Genomic DNA, 21,816 nt, shown 5'->3' on the forward strand with positions numbered 1-21,816 from the left:
AATAATAGAGTACATACTATGATACAAAAATTTCATATTCTATGAACAAGGCACAGTAATTCACAAAGAATTGATTTGAGTCATGTTTGATTTGTCTTGTTGTACAAATAAAAGACAATGCTTTTGTTTTTTCAAAATAAATATTTTTCTGCATAGCTAATTAGCTGCTATTAATATCAATCCGCAAAAGTATTGGATTTATTTTATTGGTTAAAATAAGGGATAGTTACGTGGCACTTAATCGCAATAGCCTGCTATTACTCAATCATGTATCTAACTAACCCTCATTTTTTCAATAAGCTATGACCACATACCATGTGAAATGGTATTAGTTATCTGTGTGATGCTTTTTCTTTGCTTTAAAATAAGTGACCGCTTTTACGATGATAAGAGCAAATAGCCCCCAAAAAATCGCATGATATATAAGATGTAAAGTACCATCACCTAGCGCATGGTCATCGTGAGCGAAAGCTTGTGAACTCAGTAGTAGTGCAAACATAAGTGTAAAATATTTCATGGTGTTTCCTTTTTTAGTCGTCATAGTGATAGGCTTACTTGAGCATGCCTTCCGTTTCAATAAATTCAATAATTTCAGCTAAACCCTGTTGCGTTTTCATGTTACTAAAGATAAATGGTTTATCCCCGCGCATTTTTTTCGCATCCCTATCCATGACCTCTAATGAAGCACCTACTAATTCGGCAACATCAATTTTATTAATAATTAATAGGTCTGATTTGGTGATCCCTGGGCCACCTTTACGCGGAATTTTATCGCCTGCAGAAACGTCAATAACATAAAGTGTTAAGTCTGATAGTTCTGGGCTAAAGGTGGCACTCAGGTTATCTCCACCACTTTCGACTAAGACGAAATCTAGGTTGGGATGACGTTCATGTAATTCATCAATGGCAGCTAAATTCATCGATGCATCTTCGCGAATGGCAGTATGAGGGCAACCACCCGTTTCTACGCCGATGATGCGATCTTCAGATAGTGCATCGTTACGTGTTAAAAACTGTGCATCTTCGTGGGTATAGATATCATTAGTCACGACCGCCATATCGTATTTGTCGCGTAGCGCTAAACATAATTGGCTGAGTAGGGCGGTTTTACCCGATCCTACTGGGCCGCCAACACCAATGCGTAATAACTGTTTTTTTCTCATTTTTGCTTTCTCATTAAATTATGTGTCTATAGATTGACGTTTTTAAGAACGAAATAATCTTGTGTATTGTGTTTCATGCCATGCGCTTGCCATCGCTAAGTGCGGTAAACTTCCCCCAATTTCGTGATCGTCAAGTTGATTTGCAATAGCGATAATGTTCTCTAGCCCCTCTGTTAGGGAAAAGAGTAAATTTTGCGATTGAGTTTGCCCCAGGGGAACTAACTTAGTTGCAGCAGCCACTTGATTGTCAATATAGGTCCAGCAAAAGCCACTTTGTGCTGTGATTAAATCTAGCTCAAAGAGATAGGCTGTGATTGCAAATGCACTAACAAAGCTGATTTCAGGTTCATTTAAAAGCGGTAAATAATCATCTATATCAACTTTATCTAGCTGTTTTAATAAGCGTACTAAGGCTTTCCCCATGGCAAGGTCAGCCATGCGTAATTCATTACTTTCCCGACAGGCAATTAAGTGTTGGTTATAAAATTTAAAGCGTTCAACGTCTTGCTCATGTAGTGCCTGATAGAGACGTTTTAATATCGCTAAGTCAGTTCGTGCAATGGATTGACTTAAATTTAATTCGATCCAACTTTGTGTACTTATCGGACAACGGATCCAATCCATTTCAATGGCATATTCGAGCCCCTGTGAGAATGAAAATCCACCTACGGGTAAATTTGCACTACAAAGCTGTAATAGGCGATTAAGTTTGAGTGGATCCGCGCGATTAATGTGCATGGCTATGCCCATGACCGAGCCCATGGCTATGTCCACTACGTGCTCCATAGGCGCCATTTTCGGGTTCAAAAACAGCGGGGGTGCGGTCAATCGTTAAGCCGTAGTTTTCAGCGAGCTCTTCTAATACATGGTCGGGCTTAAAACGTACCCATAACTCACCTATTTGTAGTGATGTATGACGGTTTCCGAGGTGATAACAGATTTTACTAAAGCTCATCCAATCATTAGCAATGGCAGTGGATACCGCTTCTTCTTTGCCTTTTACTTCAATCAGTAAACCGCATTCTGTTTTTAATATTTCACCGACTAAAAGAGGGTGGCCACGTTCGACAAAAATCCCCACCATTATGCCGTTATCGGTTTGCCCTTTGATGCGCGCCTTTTTACGCGTGTCATGGTCTAAAGTGATCGAATCATTGATGCTATCGTGGGTATGGTCGAGTCTTTCATAAACTTGTAACATTTTTATATCCATTTTTAAAATAAGCTATACAGCTGTGCAAGGGGTAATTCCGTGGCAGGTTTGCAGGTGAGTAGCTCACCATTGGCTCGCACTTCATAGGTTTGCGCATCGACTTCTATTTTAGGTTGCCAACTGTTATGAACCATATCGTCTTTACCAATATTACGGGTATTTTTACAGACGCCAACCATACGTGTCATACCTATTTTTTCGGGAACGCCTTTATCAATTGCCGCTTGAGATAAAAAGGTCATCGACGTTTTTGCTGCCGCTAATCCAAAGGAGCCAAACATTGGTCTGTAATAGACGGGCTGTGGTGTTGGAATCGATGCATTGGCATCGCCCATTGGGGCGGCTGCAATGAAGCCTGATTTTAAGATCAGAGCTGGTTTTATACCAAAAAAGGCGGGTTTCCATAGCACTAAATCAGCCAATTTTCCCACTTCGACGGAACCAACTTCATGACTAATGCCATGGCTGATTGCCGGGTTGATGGTGTATTTTGCAATATAACGTTTTAAACGGAAGTTATCATTGCGCTCAGTATCGGGGGCAAGGGGGCCGCGTTGTTGTTTCATCTTGTGAGCTGTTTGCCATGTACGAGTGATCATCTCGCCAACTCGTCCCATCGCTTGAGAATCAGAGGAGATCATACTGATCGCTCCCAAATCATGCATAATATCCTCAGCGGCGATGCTTTCCTTACGAATACGTGAGTCGGCAAAGGCGACATCTTCAGGAATAGAGGGATCAAGGTGATGGCATACCATCAACATATCTAAATGTTCATCAATGGTATTAATTGTGTACGGGCGCGTCGGGTTGGTCGATGATGGCAGTACATTGGGCTCACCACAGGCGCGAATAATATCGGGAGAATGGCCACCACCAGCCCCTTCGGTATGGTAAGTGTGGATGGTTCTTCCTTTAAATGCCGCCATGGTATCTTCGACAAATCCAGACTCATTTAAGGTGTCCGTATGAATGGCCACTTGGACATCATAGCGCTCTGCGACGGATAAACAGTTATCGATGGCTGCGGGTGTTGTTCCCCAATCTTCATGTAGTTTTAAGCCACATACACCTGCTTCAATTTGCTCTTCTAATGCCTGTGGTAAACTGGCATTGCCTTTACCGAGAAAGCCAAAATTCATGGCAAAATCATTGGTCGCCTGTAACATTTTATGAATGTTCCACGGCCCCGGTGTACAGGTTGTCGCCTTTGTGCCAGTAGCAGGGCCCGTACCGCCTCCAATCATGGTGGTAACACCCGACATTAAGGCTTCCTCAATTTGTTGTGGGCAGATAAAGTGAATATGGGCATCGATGCCACCAGCTGTAACAATCTGCCCTTCACCTGCAATGACCTCGGTTCCTGGGCCCACTTCAATATCAATGTTATCTTGGATATCTGGGTTACCCGCTTTACCAATAATCGTGATTCGGCCATCTTTAATGCCAATATCGGCCTTAACTATTCCCCAGTGGTCGAGGATTAGTGCATTGGTGATGACGAGGTCGACGGTATCAAAACAGGATGCTTGGCTTTGTCCCATGCCATCACGGATCACCTTACCGCCACCAAATTTAACTTCTTCGCCATACTCCGTGTAATCTTTTTCTACTTCTAGCCAAAGGTCGGTATCACCAAGGCGCACTCTGTCTCCGACCGTTGGTCCAAACATATGGGCATAGGAATGCTTATCAATTGTAGCCATCTTAGAGATCTCCTTGAACTGTTGCGCGAAAGCCAAACACGCGACGTTTACCACGATAGGCAATTAATGTAACTTGTCGTTGTTGCCCGGGTTCAAACGCACCGCGGTGCCTGATGTGATATCAAGACGGAAGCCTTTACATTTTTCACGATCAAATTTTAAGGCTGGATTCACTTCATAAAAATGATAATGCGACCCGATTTGGATAGGTCTATCACCTGAGTTAGCAACGTTCACCTCTATTTTTTCACATCCGACATTGAGTTGGTGTTCGCCGGCGTCTGTTTTTATTTCACCTGGAATCATAATTTACTCCACTAAATAATCGGGTTGTGCACTGTGACTAACTTGGTGCCATCGGGAAAGGTTGCTTCAACTTGTACTTCGGGGATTAATTCTGCAACGCCTTCCATCACCTGTTCTCGAGTCAGTAGGGTACGGCCATAATCCATCATCTCAGCCACGCTTTTTCCATCACGCGCCCCTTCGATGATCTCCATCGAAATATAAGCCATCGCTTCTGGATAATTGAGTTTTAAACCGCGATTTAAACGGCGCTCAGCCAATAACGCTGCGGTAAAAATTAATAGCTTGTCTTTTTCTCTCGGTAATAAATCCATAATGGTCTCTTTTTATGTATGCCAAATACGCGGTTGAATAGCTATTTTATCTAACAGAAGCGGCCTCAATATCTGCCATAGAGAGATAAATAACCCTTTGCACTCCTGTGCATGCTGGCCTAAATAGCGGATCACTAATAAGCCATTAATATCGGTGATACTAATTTTTTGTTCAGATTGTGATTTAATCATTAGTTCACGTAGTTGTTCGACTAACTCTTTACGTTGCAAGGCGCTGCCTAATTGTTGACGAGCGTAAACTAAAAAAGTAGCAAATACGCTATGACCAGCTAAGCCTGCTGGATGGTGGAGAATATTATTATCACTTGATAGGGCGATACGGTCATGGTAAATCAGCTTACCATCGCAGAAAAGGCGATTTAATTGACAATATTTACCCTTTTTAAAATATTGCCCTGAATCGGGTAAACCAAGGCAGGTAATGTCCCAACCCAGATAAGTGCTCTCTGAGCTGAGTTCAATATCAACGCAGTTAAAGCCATCTGCGCCTTCATAGACAATGGTTTCCTGTGGAAAATTTTCACATTTACCTTGTTTCGCGATTTGCAGTGTGGTGATTTGACTCTGTTTAGTATCACCAATGGATAAATCTTCACGCGCGCGATAGAAACGCCCTGCACCAGGGGTGGTGAAAAGTAAATGGGCATTGGTATTAATCGCAACGGAGATACGTAGCTCATCGCCTGAGACTATCCCTGCAGGTGGATGTAACAGATAAATATGTGCACAATCTCGGCCTTCAGGATAAAAGGCTTTTTGGACCGATAATGGCCCTTGGCGTTGCGTCCGGGTTAGTTGTGTACCAACAGCGGTATCACTAAACTCTAACCTTAAACTAGCAAGCCATTGATTTTTTATCGGTTTTTCTACTGTACTTGTTAACATGATTAAATGAGACATCCATGGTTATCATTTTTCATTATGGGTTAATTTATTACACTGCTAAGTGTTTGCCAACTAATTCATCAGTTAATTCACTCATTTCACCCGAGGCAATGACCTGACCTTTTTCCATGAGGTGGAAATTTTCACCCACAGCGCGTGCAAAGGGGAGTTTTTGCTCCACCAAAATAATGGTCATCCCCATCTCTTTATTTAATTTCAACAACACATCTCGAATGAGTTGAACGATGTTGGGTTGAATGCCCTCATTGGGCTCATCTAATATTAAAATATCTGGGTTGAGCACTAAGGCTCTGGCAATAGCCAACTGCTGTTGCTGCCCGCCGGATAAATCCCCCCCTCGACGATTAAGCATCTCTTTTAGCACGGGAAAAAGTCGATAGATGTGAGTAGGGATGATACGGCTCTCTTGGCGTGAACAGTTCAAACTTATTTTTAAATTCTCTTCTACCGTCAGTTGTGGGAATATGTGTCGCCCCTGTGGTACGTAGCCAACCCCAATCTCTGGACGTTTCTCGACGCTACTTTTACTCATGTCGATATCGTTAATGGTGATGCTGCCTGAGCTAATGGGTAATAGTCCCATGATGGTTTTGAGTAGGGTGGTTTTACCTACCCCATTACGTCCCATGATACAGGTGCGTGAGCCTTTCTCTATTTTTAGGTCAAGATCCCACAAAATTTGTGTGCCGCCATATTTTTGATTCACTGATTTTAATTCAATCATGGTTAAGCTTGCTCCTCACCTAAATAAACTTCTCTGACATTTTTGTTGGCTTGTATTTCATCCATGCTTCCTTCTGCTAACACCGAACCTTGGTGTAGTACGGTCACTTTACGGGCAATGGAGCGAACAAAAGCCATATCATGTTCAACCACAACAACGGAATGTTTTCCTGCTAAGGAGGTTAATAGTTCCGCCGTGCGCTCTGTCTCCTGTGCCGTCATACCTGCCACGGGTTCATCAACTAAGAGTAAACGAGGCTCAGCAGCGAGTAACATGCCTATCTCTAACCACTGTTTTTGTCCATGTGATAGACGTCCTGCGGGATAGTTGCGTTCAGCGGTGAGGCCGATGGTTGTAAGTACATCATCAAGTTTATCTTGCTGTTCGCCACTTAATTTATGGAACAGTGCTGTCCAAATACCTTTATCGCCCTTAAGACTGAGTTCGATATTTTCAACCACAGAGAGTGCCTCAAAGACCGTCGGTTTTTGAAATTTACGGCCAATACCCGCACGTGCAATTTCCGACTCATTTAATTTTAGCAGATCGACCTGCTGACCAAAGTTTACCTTGCCACTATCAGGGCGAGTTTTACCCGTTATGACATCCATTAGTGTGGTTTTACCCGCGCCATTGGCACCAATTAAACAGCGCAATTCACCATCTTTGATATACAGATTGAGATCGTTTAAGGCTTTAAAGCCGTCAAAGCTAACGCTAACACCTTCCACATAAAGAATAACGCCATGCGTGGTATCTGGTCTGATATTCTCTTTTGAGGAGATGGGCGATCCTGTTTTATCAATAATCATTATTTATTCTCCGCAGCAAGAGTCGATGTGGCGGGGGATTTTTCCAATTGGTCGGATGTGGGAGGGGGATCTATTTTATTAAGTAGATTACCAAGTAGGCCCGCTAAACCTTTTGGTAATAGTAAGGTCACTAATACAAACAACCCTCCCAAAGCGAATAACCAGGCTTCTGGCATGATGGCGGTAAAACGGGTTTTAGCATAACTTACAACTATCGCCCCAATCAATGCGCCATATAAGGTTCCTCGTCCACCAATCGCGACCCAAATAACCATTTCAATTGAGTTAAGTGGTGAAAACTCACCGGGATTAATAATACCAACCTGCGGCACGTAAAGTGCGCCAGCTAAGCCAGCAAGCATCCCAGAGACAACAAATATCCATACTTTATAGTGCTCAGGCTTATACCCGACGAAGCGTACACGATCTTCTGCATCTCGGATCGCGGTCACGACGCGTCCCATCTTCGAGTTAACAATGAAATCACTGATCGCATAGCCAATCGCGAGTGCAATAGCGGTGGCGATAAAGAGTGCTAATTTAGTGTTGGGTGATTGCAATGAAAAACCAAATATCTCTTTAAAGTCGGTTAATCCATTGTTACCACCAAAGCCCATCTCATTGCGAAAGAATGAGAGTAACAGTGCGTAGGTCATCGCCTGTGTCATGATCGAGAGATAAACCCCACTCACCCGAGAGCGAAAAGCAAGGCTGCCAAAAATATAAGCTAATAAACCGGGGCCCGCAAAGATCATCACAATAGTGAATAATACGCTATTTGAACCAAGCCAATACCATGGCAGTTCCGTCCAGTTTAAGAAGACCATAAAATCGGGTAGTTCAGGATTGCCATAAACACCACGATCCCCTATTTGACGCATCAGATACATCCCCATGGCATAACCACCGAGTGCAAAAAATGCGCCGTGACCCAAGCTTAAAATACCGCAATAGCCCCAAACGAGGTCAACGGCGAGGGCAAGCAGGGCATAACAGAGATATTTACCTAATAAACTAACCGTATAATCGCTGACATGCAGTAATGTCCCCTCGCTAAAGAGTAAATTACAGCTGCTTACATAAAGGGTCGAGATAAATAAGATCGCGATAACAACATGTAAACTTTTAAGTTCTTTAAACGTCGCTGAGTTGAGTAAAGTTTTCATTATTCTGCTGCTCTCCCTTTCTGTGGAAATAGTCCTTTAGGTCGTTTTTGAATAAACAGCACTAAACCGACTAAAACAATGATGTTCGCCAGTACAGGCCCCATCCATGGTTCTAAAAATTTATTAAATGTACCTAATGTCAGTGCCGCAACCAAGGTTCCCCATAGGTTACCAACACCGCCAAATACCACGACGAGGAAGGAATCGATGATGTAAGCTTGTCCTAAGTTGGGGCCAACATTGGTTAATTGGCTAAGTACAACGCCGGCAATCCCAGCAATACCAGATCCTAAACCAAAGGTAATGGCATCTACCCATGAGCTTTTGATACTCAGTGCTCTGGCCATATCGCGATTTTGTGAAACAGCGCGCACATGTAAACCCAGCGATGATTTCTTTAATATCATTAATAGTGAGAAAAACACCATTAGCGAAAAGAGAATGATATATAAACGGTTATAAGTTAATGAGAAAATAGGGTTAATTTGCAGTGAACCCGTCATCCATTGGGGGGCTTCTACTTGACGATTGAGGGGGAGAATATGGTTCTAACTAATTGTTGTAAAATTAAACTAATACCAAAGGTTGCCAATAGTGTTTCGAGGGGGCGTCCCTTTAGGAAACGGATCACGCCACGCTCAATCAATATGCCGACTAACCCTGAAACGACAAAAGCTGCAGGAATGGCCATTAATAGCGAATACTCAATCAGTGTTGGAAAAGTTTGTTGAATAACATAGGTGGTATAGGCACCGAGCATCATCATTTCGCCATGCGCCATATTAATAACGCCCATTACCCCAAAGGTAATCGCAAGACCGATCGCCGCGAGTAATAATACCGAGCCTAAACTCAAACCAAAAAAGAGATGCTCTGCGAACTGATAGATGGTCGCTTGTTGCTCTATTTTGTCAATCGCATTGGTTAATGCACTTTTTAATTCTGTTTTTTCACCTTGTGTTGCTAATTTATCTAACTGTTGTACCAGTGCATTTTTCACTGCGGGTTGTAGGCTATCTTTTAATTGTGCTGCCGCGACCATTTTTTCAGCATCACTGCCCACTTCGAGTTGATGGATTAATAACAAATCAGCCATTAATTCACGGATCTCTCTATCTTGTTCGGTTTTAACTCGTTTTTTTACTGTTTTTAAGCCTAATTCATTGGGATTATTAAGTAATTGATTAAGGGCATCGAGTCGTATTGTTCTATCGCTGTTGCTTAAGTTTAGGTTCGCTAAGAGGGTGCGAATTTGTCCGCGCAGTGAGTTATTGGTTTTTACTTTTTTGATAGCGGATTTACTGACAGCGTTGAGTGTTTCGTTAGTTAAAATATCCGTGAGTTGATATTTGTTTTCTGCATTGATTTGTACCGCTACGATTTGTTTGTTCGCTTTTAGATAATAGAGGTCACCATCGAGTAATTTCTCGAGAAGCAGCTTTGCTTGCGGTGATGGTATATCTGCTATCTGTTCGATTAATGCATCCATCTCTCTTAATGAAGTCGTTGGTAACTGTTTGATGAGTGGTGCCAGTGTTGATGTTTCTTGTGTGTCACTAGTAGCAGAGGTATATGACGACATTAAACAGAAAAATAACACAGAAAAAAGTCGCAACATGATCTCTTCCTTTATATTTTTTACTACATAAAAAGGGAGGTGAACTCACCTCCCGTCAAGGTTATTTAACTTTGCTTAGAATTTTTGACCAGAACATTTGGCAGTAGTGACATCAAAGTTGCCGCATTTAACTGGCGCAGTCCAATCTGAAATGAGGTTTTTAGAGCTTGGTAAAAAGTCAGACCATGCATCGCCAATAACCGTATCAGGAGTAGACCAAACCACTTCAAATTGACCATCTTCTTGGATTTCACCAATTAATACTGGTTTTGATAGGTGATGGTTAGCATTCATGACCGCGATACCACCCGTTAAGTTCGGTACAGCAATACCAATCATCGCTTGTTCAACGGCATCAACATCAGTTGTTCCTGCTTTTTCTACCGCTTTCACCCACATTTTGAAACCGATATAGGTCGCTTCCATCGGATCGTTAGTAACGCGTTTGCTATCGCCAATGTACTTCTTCCAGCTAGCAATGAAGGCTGTGTTCTCTGGCGTTTCAACGCTTTGGAAGTAGTTCCATGCAGCAAGATGACCGACAAGAGGTTTAGTATCAAAGCCTGATAACTCTTCTTCACCAACAGAGAATGCGATCACAGGAATATCTTCAGCTGTGATACCTTGATTACCTAACTCTTTGTAAAATGGAATATTTGCATCACCATTAATGGTAGAAACCACGGCTGTTTTTTTACCTTCTGAACCGAATTTTTTCACGTCAGCAACGATGTTTTGCCAATCTGAGTGACCAAATGGGGTGTAGTTGATCATAATATCTTCTTTCTTCACACCCTTGGAAATAAGGTAAGCTTCCAGGATTTTATTGGTTGTACGAGGATATACGTAATCTGTTCCTAGTAGCACCCAGCGTTGTGCGCCGATATCATTCATTAGATAATCAACGGCTGGAATCGCCTGTTGGTTTGGCGCTGCACCCGTGTAGAATACGTTTTTAGATGACTCTTCACCTTCGTATTGTACAGGGTAGAACATTAAGCCGTTCAGCTCTTCTAAAACGGGCAATACCGATTTACGTGAAACGGAAGTCCAACTACCGAAAATGACATCGACCTTATCTTTTGCTAGCAGCTCACGTCCTTTTTCTGCAAATAGCGGCCAGTTAGAGGCGGGATCTACCACCACGGCTTCCAATTTTTTACCCAGCAATCCGCCTTTGGCATTCTGGTCTGCGACCATCATTAATACCGTATCTTTAAGGGTCGTTTCACTGATGGCCATCGTGCCTGACAACGAGTGTAAAACACCGACTTTAATGTTATCTGCAGCATGTGCAACGTTGGTCATTAATCCGCTCGCAACAATCGAACTTGCAACAATTAATTTTTTAAGTTTCATAGTTAGTTCCCTTTCTTTATGATGACGTGTTAACTGTGTAGATGTGAAAACCTTAATCACAACCTTTCTTCAAGTGGAATTAGTATCTATGAATTATGACAAGCAATAAATGCGTAAAAACGCGCAAGGGACTACGTAAAATTACGCATATTGATTAGCTCTTATTGATGTAGAATATGAGAAGATTAGCGCGTAAAAATGAAAAATGGATAATTCAACTAAGCAGTAATCTATGCTCTCTAACCAAAAAATAATAACGGCACGTCGTACCTATAATAAGCTCGTTGCTAACGAGATGATGGAAGATTTTGCATTACGTTTTACCGCAAAACGGGCGCGTAAATGGTCCTTAAATCACATTGCCATTACGGCATTGGGGACTATTTCATTTTTAGTACTCGAAGCGATTGGTGGGGCTATTACCCTAAATTACGGTTTTGAGAATTCCGCTTGGGCGATTTTAGCGGTCACACTGATCATCTTTTTTACGGGATTACCGATTAGTTATTACGCCGCCAAATATGGCGTTGATATTGACTTGCTCAGCCGAGGCGCTGGATTTGGTTATATTGGTTCGACAATTGCGTCGCTGATATATGCTTCCTTTACCTTTATCTTTTTTGCGCTAGAAGCGGCAATCATGTCGATGGCGTTACATATTCTTTTCGCAATACCACTATCGATCTGCTATGTGCTTAGCGCCCTATTAGTCATCCCCTTAGTGACACATGGTATCACCTATATCAGCCGTTTTCAGGTGTGGACGCAACCTATCTGGATTGCATTACAATTACTGCCCTTATTTTTTGTTTTTACACATGCAGATACGCAGATTGATGATTGGCTTGCCTTTACGGGGCAAGCTGGGCAGGCTGCTAGCTCTTTTAATCTACTCCTCTTTGGTGCCGCTTCTGCGGTGTTGTTATCCCTAGTGGCACAGATTGGTGAGCAAGTTGATTTTCTGCGTTTCTTGCCAGAGAAACCGCAGCAAGAGGCTTGGCGTTGGTGGGTTGCGCTGATTGCTGGCGGCCCAGGTTGGATGATTTTTGGTGCTTTGAAGTTATTGTTAGGCTCCTTTTTAGCATATTTTGCCTTGCAGCAAGGGGTGGCGATTGATCTAGCGGGCGATCCTGCACACATGTATCAATTGGCATACGGTTATGTCTTTGATAACCCCAATGTCAGTATGATTGTTGCCTGTACTTTCGTGGTTATTTCTCAACTTAAAATTAATGTTGCGAATGCCTATGCGGGATCCTTAGCTTGGTCTAATTTTTTCTCGCGGGTGACCCATAACCATCCTGGGCGGGTGGTGTGGATGCTTTTTAATATTGCCATCGCACTGCTGTTAATGGAGTTGGGGATCTATCAAACGATTGCCAGTATGTTATCGGTGTATTCGGTTATTGTGTTGGCGTGGTTGAGTTCTGTGGTTGCAGATTTAATCATTAATAAGCCCTTGGGGATTAGCCCTAAGCATATCGAATTTAAGCGTTCACATCTCTACGATATTAACCCCGTTGGTGTTGGCTCAATGTGCTTGGCTTCATTTGCTGGATTTACTGCACATTTGGGGTTTTATGGAGAAACGGTTGAGGCTCTTGCCTCATTTGTAGCCTGTTTCATACCTTTTATCACGGTCCCTTTAATTGGCTGGCTTACCAAGGGGAAGTATTATTTGGTTGGTATGGATAACAAACGTATTACATCAATTACCCGCTGTCATATTTGTGAAAATGAATTCGATGGTGAAGATATGACCTTTTGCCCAGCTTATGGTAAAGCTATCTGCTCCTTATGTTGTAGTTTAGATGTTCGTTGTGGTGATAAATGTCGTGCTAAGGCAACCATTTCACAGCAAGCACAGCACTTTTTTAGCCGTTTTTTTACAACGCAATTGTTACAAAAAATGACCACTCCGTTAATGCAATTTATCGCGGTTACCCTTGGTATAAGCTGTATCGGAGCGGGTATTTTATTTCTGATTTATCTACAAGTTCCGGTCAATGAACCCGACGTTAAGCAAGTGTTTGCTATTACCTTAGTAAAAATCTTTTTTCTGTTGGTGATTATTATTGGTGTGGTGAGTTGGTTATTTATTCTTGCGCGAAGTGGCAATCAATATGCGTTGCAAGAGTTGCGTTCACAAACCGATGCCCTTGCCGATGAAATTAGTGCCCATGAAAAGACTTCGGAAGAGCTACAGCGTGCCAAGGAAGTTGCCGAGGCTGCCAATGAAGCGAAAAGTCGTTATTTAGCGGGGTTAAGCCATGAATTACGTACCCCATTAAATGTCTTGCTAGGATATGCCCAACTATTAAGTCGTGACCAAGCATTACCAGCTAAACAGCGCGAAACCATTGCCATTGTTAAGCGTAATGGCGAGCATTTGGCCGATTTAATTGAAGGTTTATTAGAAATATCAAAAATTGAAGCGGGGCGGGTTAATTTACAGCGCGATGAATTTAATTTAAAAGCGATTTTACAGCAACTGGTCGCCATGTTTCAGATGCAGGCAAGTAAAAAAGGGTTGAAATTTTATTATATCGCGAGCCCTAATTTGCCTGATTATGTGGCAACCGATAAACAAAGATTTAGACAGATTCTAATTAACCTCATCTCTAATGCTATTAAATATACGGAACAAGGCTCCGTCACGTTCAAGGTTACTTATCGCAGTGAGGTTGCTAATTTTAGTATTATTGATACTGGTGTCGGTATTGCCAAAAGCAATCAAGCACGTATTTTTCAACCCTTTGAACAGATCCGCAATGCGCGTACCCAAGCAATTGCAGGAACTGGGCTTGGCTTAACGATTTCACGTTCATTAGCGGAGTTAATGGGGGGGGAAATTAGTTTAACAAGTGGTGTGGGTCAAGGCTCTACCTTCAATTTTCGTTTAATGTTATTCAAATTGCACAAAGATCCCAAAGAACCAGAATATAACCAATCGGATGTGGTTGGCTACACGGGCAGAAAACAAGTGCTATTAGTGGTTGATGATGATCCGAATCAACGGGCTTTAATGTCTGATTTACTCATCCCACTCGGTTTTGATCTGTTGCTCGCTGAAAATGCTGAGCAAGGTTTTGTGCATTTGCAGACAAGAAATGTTGATTTGATTTTATTAGATGTGCGTATGCCCGATATCAATGGGTGGCAGATGGTCAAAATGATACGTGACGACCATTATACTCTGCCTGTCTTAATGGTGTCGGCGAATGCCCGTGATGCAGAATATAATTTACAGGCTGAAGGTTACCATAACGGTTATATTGCTAAACCCGTTAATTTAAATGCATTACTAGGCAAAATAGCACAATTATTGGATCTGCAATGGCGCTATCAAGAAAGTGAAGTTGATCCGTTGTTACAGAAAGAAAGCTTGATTAAAAACAGTATGCCGTCGGTGCCAAGCGAACAATATCAAGCTTTAATATCGCTTGCTGAAATCGGTTATCTTTCTGGTTTTAAAGATAAATTTGCTGAGATAGAAAGCAACTATAATTTTCCGGAAGATAGCGCAGCACAAATTATAGAGTATGTTGATGTGTGTAATTTCCCTAAAATTATTGAATATTTAAGAGAGCTTAGCAATGAAGCATGAAAGCAGTGATGTAGTACTAGTGGTTGACGATTCACCGGAATCATTAGGTATGCTAAATGTCGCACTTAATAGCCAAGGCTATACGGCACTTGTTGCACTCAATGGAGCACAAGCACTATCGATAGCTGAAAAAGTGCCGCCCGATGTGGTGCTCTTGGATGCCATGATGCCTGAAATGGATGGCTTTGAAACCTGTCGGCGTTTGAAAGCGATTCTACCTCATACTCCGATCATTTTTATGACGGGATTAAGTGAAGTTGAGGATATCGTCAAAGGTTTTGAGTCAGGTGGCGTCGATTACGTGACCAAGCCTATTTTACCCGATGAAGTTATCGTGCGTATTAAAAGACATATTGAAACAGCACGTTTAGCGCTAAGTGCACAAAGTGCGCTTGACCATGCTGGTAAAAATGTTTTTTGTGTGAGTAACGCAGGGCGCTTATCTTGGGCCACTCCTCATGTGCATGAGCTAATAGAAAAAATATCAGCCGATGATATTAGCCCATGGGCAACGTTAGCCAGTTTAATTGAGCGTTGGCTAAGTCAGGAGAAACGCGCTAATTTAACCGTTACTTGTTTCGCAGAAGCGATTGAAGTGCTGTATGAAAGACAGCAGGATAACATGCATCTTTTGCGCATAGTGCAAAAGCAACTGCAGAAAAGTCCACAGGATCTAAAGGAAAAATTACCGATCACCAATAGAGAATCAGAGGTTCTATATTGGCTCTCGTATGGTAAAACTAGCTGGGAAATTGCGCAAATATTAGCGATGAGTCCGCGCACGGTGAATAAACATTTGGAGCAAATTTATAAAAAATTAGGGGTTGATAACCGTACCTCTGCCGCAGCAATTTCAATCCGTATATTGGAAGCTTAAGTTACTAAAGAAGCGCTGTGAAATTTATGTTTGTTAGTTGAATCGTCGTATTTATTTTTGTAAATAATTGCTTTAATTGATGTAGTAAATTATATCTTGGATGAACGAACTAAGTTTGTCATTACAAAATTAAAATGGAGATTATAATGAAAAAATTCCTAGTTGTTTTTATTTCAATGAATATGCTAGCAAGCATTGCTTATAGCGATGAATATAATAACGAAAGTGAAGAAAATATTGCAACATTAGAGCAACAAGAATATTTAGATGAGGGCGTTGAGCAAGAGGAAATTATTGATCAGCAACCAGCAGAGCAAGAGGAATATATTGATGAGGTGGCTGAGAGGGATGAATACGCCGATGAGCAGCCTGTAGAGCAAGAGGAATATAGCGAAGAGGCCGCAGAGCAAGAGGAGTTCATTGAGCAAGATGTGGAGGAACAGTAAGCAATAACAACCTGCTATGTTGCGGGCAATCAGTGCAAAAAAATTTTTCCTATTAATAAAATTGGTTGTCGCTCAGCTTTAGTTAGTGATAGCGATAACCTCTGTTATCGCTATCACTATTTATTATCAATGACGAAGTTAAATCCATTCCTTGTTTTACGTTTAATTATGCCACTTAGGTGCTGCGATTTATGTGGAATTTTAAAACACTAACTAGAAACGTTTCCTTCTCATTTGAATATTGTATCTTGAAGTTTCATAGCTAAATGTGGTATAAAGCGCACCGAGTTTATGACTTCAGTTTGTTGTCATTTATCTCGATAACTTAATTTTTAGTTTAACCGTACTTTTCACTATGAAAACGGATGGACTATTTTACATAACACACACGCATCGTCACGTAACTCGGGGTGCCTTTTATTCTAATGAATATGGGGTCGAGCGTATGGGATGTGTGGAGGCCTAACCCCCTATAAAGGAAATTCTAATGGCAAACGTATCAATGCGCGATATGCTACAAGCTGGCGTACATTTTGGTCACCAAACTCGTTACTGGAACCCAAAAATGAAACCTTTCATTTTTGGTGCTCGTAATAAAGTTCATATCATCAACCTTGAAAAAACAGTTCCAATGTTTAACCAAGCACTTAACTTTTTAGAAGCTAAAGCAGCTAAAAAAGGTAAAGTTCTATTTGTTGGTACTAAACGTGCTGCATCTGAAGCGATCAAAGAAACAGCAATTGCTTGTGATCAATTCTATGTAAATCACCGTTGGTTAGGTGGTATGTTGACTAACTGGAAAACAGTTCGTCAATCGATCAAACGTTTGAAAGACCTTGAAGTTCAAAGCCAAGATGGTACTTTTGACAAGCTAACTAAGAAAGAAGCGCTAATGCGTTCTCGTGAATTAGAGAAGCTTGAGCAAACTCTTGGTGGTATCAAAAACATGGGTGGTATCCCAGATGTAATTTTCGTAATCGATGCTGATCATGAACACATTGCAATCAAAGAAGCGAATAACCTAGGTATTCCTGTTATTGCTGTTGTAGATACTAACTCATGCCCAGATAACATCGATTTCATCGCTTCCTGGTAACGATGATGCTATCCGTGCTATCAAACTGTACTTAGATGCAGCTGCATTGACTGTTAAAGAAGGTCGTGCACAAGATTTAGTAGTAGCGGCTGAAGCAGACGGTTTTGTTGAAGAAACAGCTGAGAAATAAGCACTTCTATAATATAGAAGCTCTTATTAGCCAATCTCTGGTTGGTTATCAGGGGCCTTAGTGGCCCCTTTTTTATAGAACTAATAATAGGAATTCGACAATGGCTATTACGGCTAAGCAAGTTAAAGAACTTCGTGACCGCACTGCAGCGGGTATGATGGATTGTAAAAAAGCATTAGTTGAAGCGGATGGCGACATCGAGCTAGCAATTGAAAATATGCGTAAATCAGGTGCAATTAAAGCGGCTAAAAAAGCTGGACGTATTGCGGCTGAAGGTGTGGTACTAGCTAAAGTTGCTGGTAATGTGGCACTTATTGCTGAAGTTAACTGTGAAACAGACTTCGTTGCAATGGACAAAAGTTTTGTTGCGTTTGCTAATGCAGCGGCTGATATTGCGCTTGCAAACAAAATTGATTCTGTAGAAGCGTTAAGCGCTGCAGCATACGATGGCGGCACAGTTGAAGAAGCTCGTGAAAATTTAGTCGCTAAGATCGGTGAAAACATCTCTATTCGTCGTTTGCAAATTGTTGAAGGTGAAAACCTTGGTGCATACGTGCATGGTGGCAAAATAGGCGTTATTACTGTACTTAAAGGCGGTGATGAAGATCTTGCTAAAGATTTTGCGATGCATGTTGCTGCGGCTTCACCTCAGTTTGTTAAACCTGAAGATGTACCTGCAGAAGTAGTTGCTAAAGAGAAAGAAATTCAACTACAAATCGCAGTTGATAGCGGTAAACCTGCTGAAATCGCTGAAAAAATGGTTTCTGGTCGTATGGCTAAATTTACTGGTGAAGTTAGTCTTACTGGTCAAGCGTTCGTTAAAGATCCATCAATGACTGTTGCTAAGTTACTTAAAGGTGCTGGTGCAGATGTTGTTACTTTCATCCGTTTAGAAGTAGGTGAAGGTATTGAGAAGCCAGTAGAAGATTTTGCTGCTGAAGTTGCTGCTACTATGGCTGCTAGCTCTAAATAATCTATTTTAAAATAGGCTTTTGAAAAGAACCGCGGCCAGCCTGCGGTTCTTTTATATTATAATACCAATCGGAATAAATAGCGGCTCTATTTTACTGGTTAAAATAACTTACTTTTTTGTTGTAAGTTTCGCAAAGGGAACAACCATTTGCGTCAACTTACGCCTCAAATTAAGCCATTTTTCCTGCGCAAAATTTAGATCACATACTTAATCCGATTGGTATAAGTAGTTGTTTTGTTAATTCATTAATTTCATATAAAAGAGTTGAAAGTTAGTTAATTAACATGATTACTAATATGTTTACATCGAGGAACACACATTATGAGCACAAATCCTAAATCTGCATATCGTCGAATTCTATTAAAGCTAAGTGGTGAAGCATTAGTCGGAGAAGAGGGTTTTGGTATCGATCCTAAAGTATTGGATCGCATGGCGTTAGAGATTAAATCTTTAGTTGAAGCTGGTGTTCAAGTTGGTTTGGTTATTGGTGGTGGTAATATATTCCGTGGCGCTGGTTTAGCTAATGCAGGTATGAACCGTGTTGTAGGCGATCACATGGGAATGCTAGCAACGGTAATGAACGGTTTGGCGATGCGCGATGCCCTACATCGCGCTCATGTTAATTCTCGTTTAATGTCTGCTATTCCACTGAACGGAGTCTGTGATGACTACAACTGGGCAGCTGCCATTAAGCATCTAAAATTAGGTACCGTGGTTATTTTTTCAGCGGGTACTGGCAATCCTTTTTTTACCACTGATTCTGCAGCTTGTTTACGTGGTATCGAAATTGAAGCTGATGCTGTGTTAAAGGGAACGAAAGTAGATGGGGTGTATGACGCAGATCCGGTTAAAAATCCTGACGCAAAACTATATACTGAGATAGACTATTCAGTTGTACTTGAAAAAGAGCTGCAAGTCATGGACTTAGCTGCATTTACATTAGCGAGAGATCATAGCTTACCAATACGTGTTTTTAACATGAACAAACCAGGCGCATTGAGTCGCGTTGTTTTAGGTGAGCAAGAAGGTACAACGATTACGCATTGCAACCAACCGAATGAATAGCAATAATATAACAACGAAGATTAAGTTATTACGGGGAATATTATGATAAATGAAGTGAAAAATGATGCGCAAGTTCGCATGGGCAAAACTGTTGAGTCGTTTAAAGGACAGCTTGCAAAAATTCGTACTGGTCGTGCTCATCCTAGCCTATTAGATGGTATTACTGTTCCTTATTACGGCAGTAATGCACCATTGCGTCAAGTCGGTAATGTATCAACTGAAGATGCACGTACTTTGACGGTAACTGTTTTTGATGCATCGCTAATTAAGCCAGTTGAAAAAGCAATCATGGGATCTAATTTGGGATTAAATCCTATGTCTGCTGGAACGGTTATCCGTATTCCATTACCTCCGTTGACGGAAGAAAGACGTCGAGATTTAATTAAAGTCGTTCGTGGTGAAGCTGAAAATGCGCGTATTGCTATTCGTAATATTCGTCGAGATGCAAATAATGACCTTAAAACGTTGGAAAAAGATAAAGATATTAGTGAAGATGAACTACGTGTTGGTGAAGATTTAGTACAAAAAACAACGGATGAGTATATTAAACAAATTGAAGAGATCCTCTCGGTAAAAGAAAAAGAGTTATTGGAAGTTTAATTCAATTTGCCCAATGTGGCTTTTTCTAGCTACGTTGGGCCACAATAATAGATTTTTATATCATTAAGGTTCTATGTGGTAGCATCAAATCTGCAAAAAAAAATGCCTCAACACGTTGCTATTATTATGGATGGCAATGGACGTTGGGCTGAACGTAATGGTAAACATCGTGTTTTTGGTCATAAACATGGTGTAAAGTCGTTACGTAAGGCAATCGCATTTGCTACAGAAAAAAAGATCCAAGCATTGACAATTTTTGCATTTAGCAGTGAAAATTGGAAACGACCCGAACGCGAGGTCAATATGTTAATGGAACTTTTTTTTACTGTCCTCGGTAGTGAAGTCAAAAAATTAAATAAGCATAATATTAAATTAAAGATAATTGGTGAATTAACGGGGTTTAGTCAGCGTTTACAGAAAAAAGTACTTGAAGCTGAGCAACTTACTGAAAATAATACAGGCTTAGTCGTTAATGTAGCTGCAAATTATGGTGGTCGATGGGATATGACCCAAGCGGCTAAAAAAATAGCTAAATTAGTTGCTCAGGGGGAATTGGCTGAGCAAGATATTGATGAGGCTTTGCTAAGTAAGTTAATGACTTTACATCAACTACCTGAGGTCGATCTCATGATTCGAACGGGTGGCGACCATCGTATAAGTAACTTTTTACTATGGCAACTTGCCTATGCCGAGCTTTATTTCACAGATGTTTTATGGCCAGACTTTGATAATGTGGCTTTTCAACATGCATTAGATATATTCTCAGGTAAAGAGCGCCGCTTCGGAATGACAAGTGAACAGGTAAACGGCAACAGTTCAGCCTAGTTGCAAAAAACAACTGAATTTAACAGGGTATTTCTGTGAAACAACGAATTATAACGGCTTTAATTTTGGCACCGCTGGCAATTGCTGGCATTTTCTTTCTACCACTTAAATTATTTATGCTGCTTAGCGCTGCTATATTTTTGCTTGCAAGTAAAGAGTGGGGAGGCTTTGTTAATCAAGGTGGGTGCAATTTTGTATTTTATTCATTCGCACTCATTTTAGGTGCAACGTTATTGTTTATGCCTGTTCCGCTAATATGGGTAAATGGCGTCATTAACCCTTATATTAATTATGGCTTAATGGCTGCGGTTATTTGGTGGGGTATTTCATTAATAATAGTGAGTTCCTACCCGCGTAGCGCTGCTATTTGGAAAAATAGTAAAACCATAAAGAGCTTGTTTGGTTTATGCACTTTGATTCCGTTTTTCTGGGGAATGGTCACGATACGCTCAATTAATATGCACCATGACTTTTATTTTGGCGCTCAACTTTTAATGTTGGTATTTTTAATCGTCTGGGCCGCCGATACTGGTGCTTATTTTGTTGGTAAAAAGTTCGGTAAACATAAATTAGCTCCTAATGTAAGCCCAGGTAAAACTCGTGAGGGATTTTTTGGCGGTTTATGTAGTTCGATGTTGGTGGCTTTTTTGGCCAGTCTCTATTTTGCGATTCCTAATGATAAAATGGTCATCTTTTTTGTAGCTGCTTTGATTACTAACATCGTTTCTGCACTCGGTGATCTTAATGAAAGTATTTTAAAGCGTGAAGCTGGCTTAAAGGATAGCGGTAATTTATTACCTGGTCATGGCGGTATTCTAGATCGCATTGATAGCTTAACCGCCGCAGTGCCTGTTTTTGCTTTTATTTATTTAACATGGCTTAATTGATT

19 protein-coding genes and 3 pseudogenes are annotated in these 21,816 nt (G+C 41.1%); 9 read left to right on the forward strand and 13 right to left on the reverse strand.

The window, feature by feature from the left end:
• Window positions 1-328: 328 nt before the first annotated feature.
• The 13 genes and pseudogenes from AB1A03_RS07845 to urtA form a co-directional block, all read right to left on the reverse strand.
• Window positions 329-517 carry a hypothetical protein gene (locus tag AB1A03_RS07845; RefSeq protein ID WP_354624111.1) on the reverse strand — a complete coding sequence of 63 codons (189 nt, stop codon included), beginning with the start codon at window positions 515-517 and terminating at the stop codon, window positions 329-331.
• A 34-nt stretch (window positions 518-551) separates the two neighbouring features.
• Window positions 552-1,163, reverse strand: a complete 612-nt coding sequence (gene ureG / locus AB1A03_RS07850; RefSeq protein ID WP_354624112.1) for an urease accessory protein UreG — start codon at window positions 1,161-1,163, stop codon at window positions 552-554.
• Window positions 1,164-1,205: 42 nt separating this feature from the next.
• Complete coding sequence (locus AB1A03_RS07855) at window positions 1,206-1,937, reverse strand: urease accessory protein UreF (RefSeq protein WP_354624113.1); 732 nt, start codon at window positions 1,935-1,937, stop codon at window positions 1,206-1,208.
• On the reverse strand, window positions 1,891-2,364 hold the full coding sequence (locus AB1A03_RS07860; RefSeq protein ID WP_354624114.1) for an urease accessory protein UreE: 474 nt from the start codon (window positions 2,362-2,364) through the stop codon (window positions 1,891-1,893). The genes AB1A03_RS07855 and AB1A03_RS07860 overlap by 47 nt, the downstream gene beginning before the upstream one ends.
• Before the next feature lie 14 nt (window positions 2,365-2,378).
• Window positions 2,379-4,082 carry an urease subunit alpha gene (gene ureC / locus AB1A03_RS07865; protein WP_354624115.1) on the reverse strand — a complete coding sequence of 568 codons (1,704 nt, stop codon included), beginning with the start codon at window positions 4,080-4,082 and terminating at the stop codon, window positions 2,379-2,381.
• 70 nt (window positions 4,083-4,152) lie between these two features.
• Window positions 4,153-4,388: pseudogene (gene ureB, locus AB1A03_RS07870) on the reverse strand (urease subunit beta); the annotation flags it as partial.
• A gap of 11 nt (window positions 4,389-4,399) precedes the next feature.
• Window positions 4,400-4,702, reverse strand: coding sequence for an urease subunit gamma (locus AB1A03_RS07875; protein ID WP_354624116.1), 303 nt, complete (start codon window positions 4,700-4,702; stop codon window positions 4,400-4,402).
• A 12-nt stretch (window positions 4,703-4,714) separates the two neighbouring features.
• Window positions 4,715-5,623 carry an urease accessory protein UreD gene (locus AB1A03_RS07880; protein WP_354624117.1) on the reverse strand — a complete coding sequence of 303 codons (909 nt, stop codon included), beginning with the start codon at window positions 5,621-5,623 and terminating at the stop codon, window positions 4,715-4,717.
• A gap of 34 nt (window positions 5,624-5,657) precedes the next feature.
• A complete protein-coding gene (gene urtE / locus AB1A03_RS07885; RefSeq protein ID WP_354624119.1) occupies window positions 5,658-6,353 on the reverse strand; it encodes an urea ABC transporter ATP-binding subunit UrtE in 696 nt (231 codons plus the stop codon).
• A 2-nt stretch (window positions 6,354-6,355) separates the two neighbouring features.
• Window positions 6,356-7,165: an urea ABC transporter ATP-binding protein UrtD gene (urtD, locus tag AB1A03_RS07890; protein WP_354624121.1), complete on the reverse strand. Its 810-nt coding sequence runs from the start codon at window positions 7,163-7,165 to the stop codon at window positions 6,356-6,358.
• Window positions 7,165-8,331 carry an urea ABC transporter permease subunit UrtC gene (gene urtC, locus AB1A03_RS07895; protein ID WP_354624122.1) on the reverse strand — a complete coding sequence of 389 codons (1,167 nt, stop codon included), beginning with the start codon at window positions 8,329-8,331 and terminating at the stop codon, window positions 7,165-7,167. Before urtC ends, urtD begins: the two co-directional genes overlap by 1 nt.
• Window positions 8,331-9,949, reverse strand: a pseudogene (gene urtB / locus AB1A03_RS07905) (urea ABC transporter permease subunit UrtB). Before urtB ends, urtC begins: the two are co-directional and overlap by 1 nt.
• A gap of 75 nt (window positions 9,950-10,024) precedes the next feature.
• Complete coding sequence (urtA, locus tag AB1A03_RS07910; protein ID WP_354624125.1) at window positions 10,025-11,308, reverse strand: urea ABC transporter substrate-binding protein; 1,284 nt, start codon at window positions 11,306-11,308, stop codon at window positions 10,025-10,027.
• Window positions 11,309-11,540: 232 nt separating this feature from the next.
• Between urtA and AB1A03_RS07915 the strand changes: the two genes are divergently transcribed.
• The 9 genes and pseudogenes from AB1A03_RS07915 to AB1A03_RS07955 all read left to right on the forward strand — a co-directional run bounded on the left by AB1A03_RS07915 (window position 11,541) and on the right by AB1A03_RS07955 (window position 21,814).
• Window positions 11,541-14,915, forward strand: coding sequence for a hybrid sensor histidine kinase/response regulator (locus AB1A03_RS07915; RefSeq protein WP_354624126.1), 3,375 nt, complete (start codon window positions 11,541-11,543; stop codon window positions 14,913-14,915).
• Window positions 14,905-15,792, forward strand: coding sequence for a response regulator (locus AB1A03_RS07920; RefSeq protein ID WP_354624127.1), 888 nt, complete (start codon window positions 14,905-14,907; stop codon window positions 15,790-15,792). Before AB1A03_RS07915 ends, AB1A03_RS07920 begins: the two co-directional genes overlap by 11 nt.
• Window positions 15,793-15,938: 146 nt before the next feature.
• Window positions 15,939-16,238 (forward strand): hypothetical protein, encoded by a 300-nt coding sequence (locus AB1A03_RS07925; protein ID WP_354624128.1) that lies wholly within the window; start codon window positions 15,939-15,941, stop codon window positions 16,236-16,238.
• 487 nt (window positions 16,239-16,725) lie between these two features.
• Window positions 16,726-17,464: pseudogene (rpsB, locus tag AB1A03_RS07930) on the forward strand (30S ribosomal protein S2).
• A gap of 100 nt (window positions 17,465-17,564) precedes the next feature.
• Window positions 17,565-18,437: a translation elongation factor Ts gene (gene tsf / locus AB1A03_RS07935; RefSeq protein ID WP_354624129.1), complete on the forward strand. Its 873-nt coding sequence runs from the start codon at window positions 17,565-17,567 to the stop codon at window positions 18,435-18,437.
• A 321-nt stretch (window positions 18,438-18,758) separates the two neighbouring features.
• A complete protein-coding gene (gene pyrH, locus AB1A03_RS07940; protein ID WP_354624130.1) occupies window positions 18,759-19,502 on the forward strand; it encodes a UMP kinase in 744 nt (247 codons plus the stop codon).
• Between the two features lie 42 nt (window positions 19,503-19,544).
• Entirely contained in the window at window positions 19,545-20,102 is a 558-nt protein-coding gene (frr, locus tag AB1A03_RS07945) for a ribosome recycling factor (protein ID WP_354624131.1), read from the forward strand.
• A 102-nt stretch (window positions 20,103-20,204) separates the two neighbouring features.
• On the forward strand, window positions 20,205-20,927 hold the full coding sequence (gene uppS / locus AB1A03_RS07950; protein ID WP_354624193.1) for a polyprenyl diphosphate synthase: 723 nt from the start codon (window positions 20,205-20,207) through the stop codon (window positions 20,925-20,927).
• Window positions 20,928-20,962: 35 nt separating this feature from the next.
• Entirely contained in the window at window positions 20,963-21,814 is an 852-nt protein-coding gene (locus tag AB1A03_RS07955) for a phosphatidate cytidylyltransferase (protein ID WP_354624132.1), read from the forward strand.
• Window positions 21,815-21,816 lie beyond the last annotated feature (2 nt).

This window comes from Psychromonas sp. MME2, assembly GCF_040566515.1.
Lineage (GTDB): Bacteria > Pseudomonadota > Gammaproteobacteria > Enterobacterales > Psychromonadaceae > Psychromonas.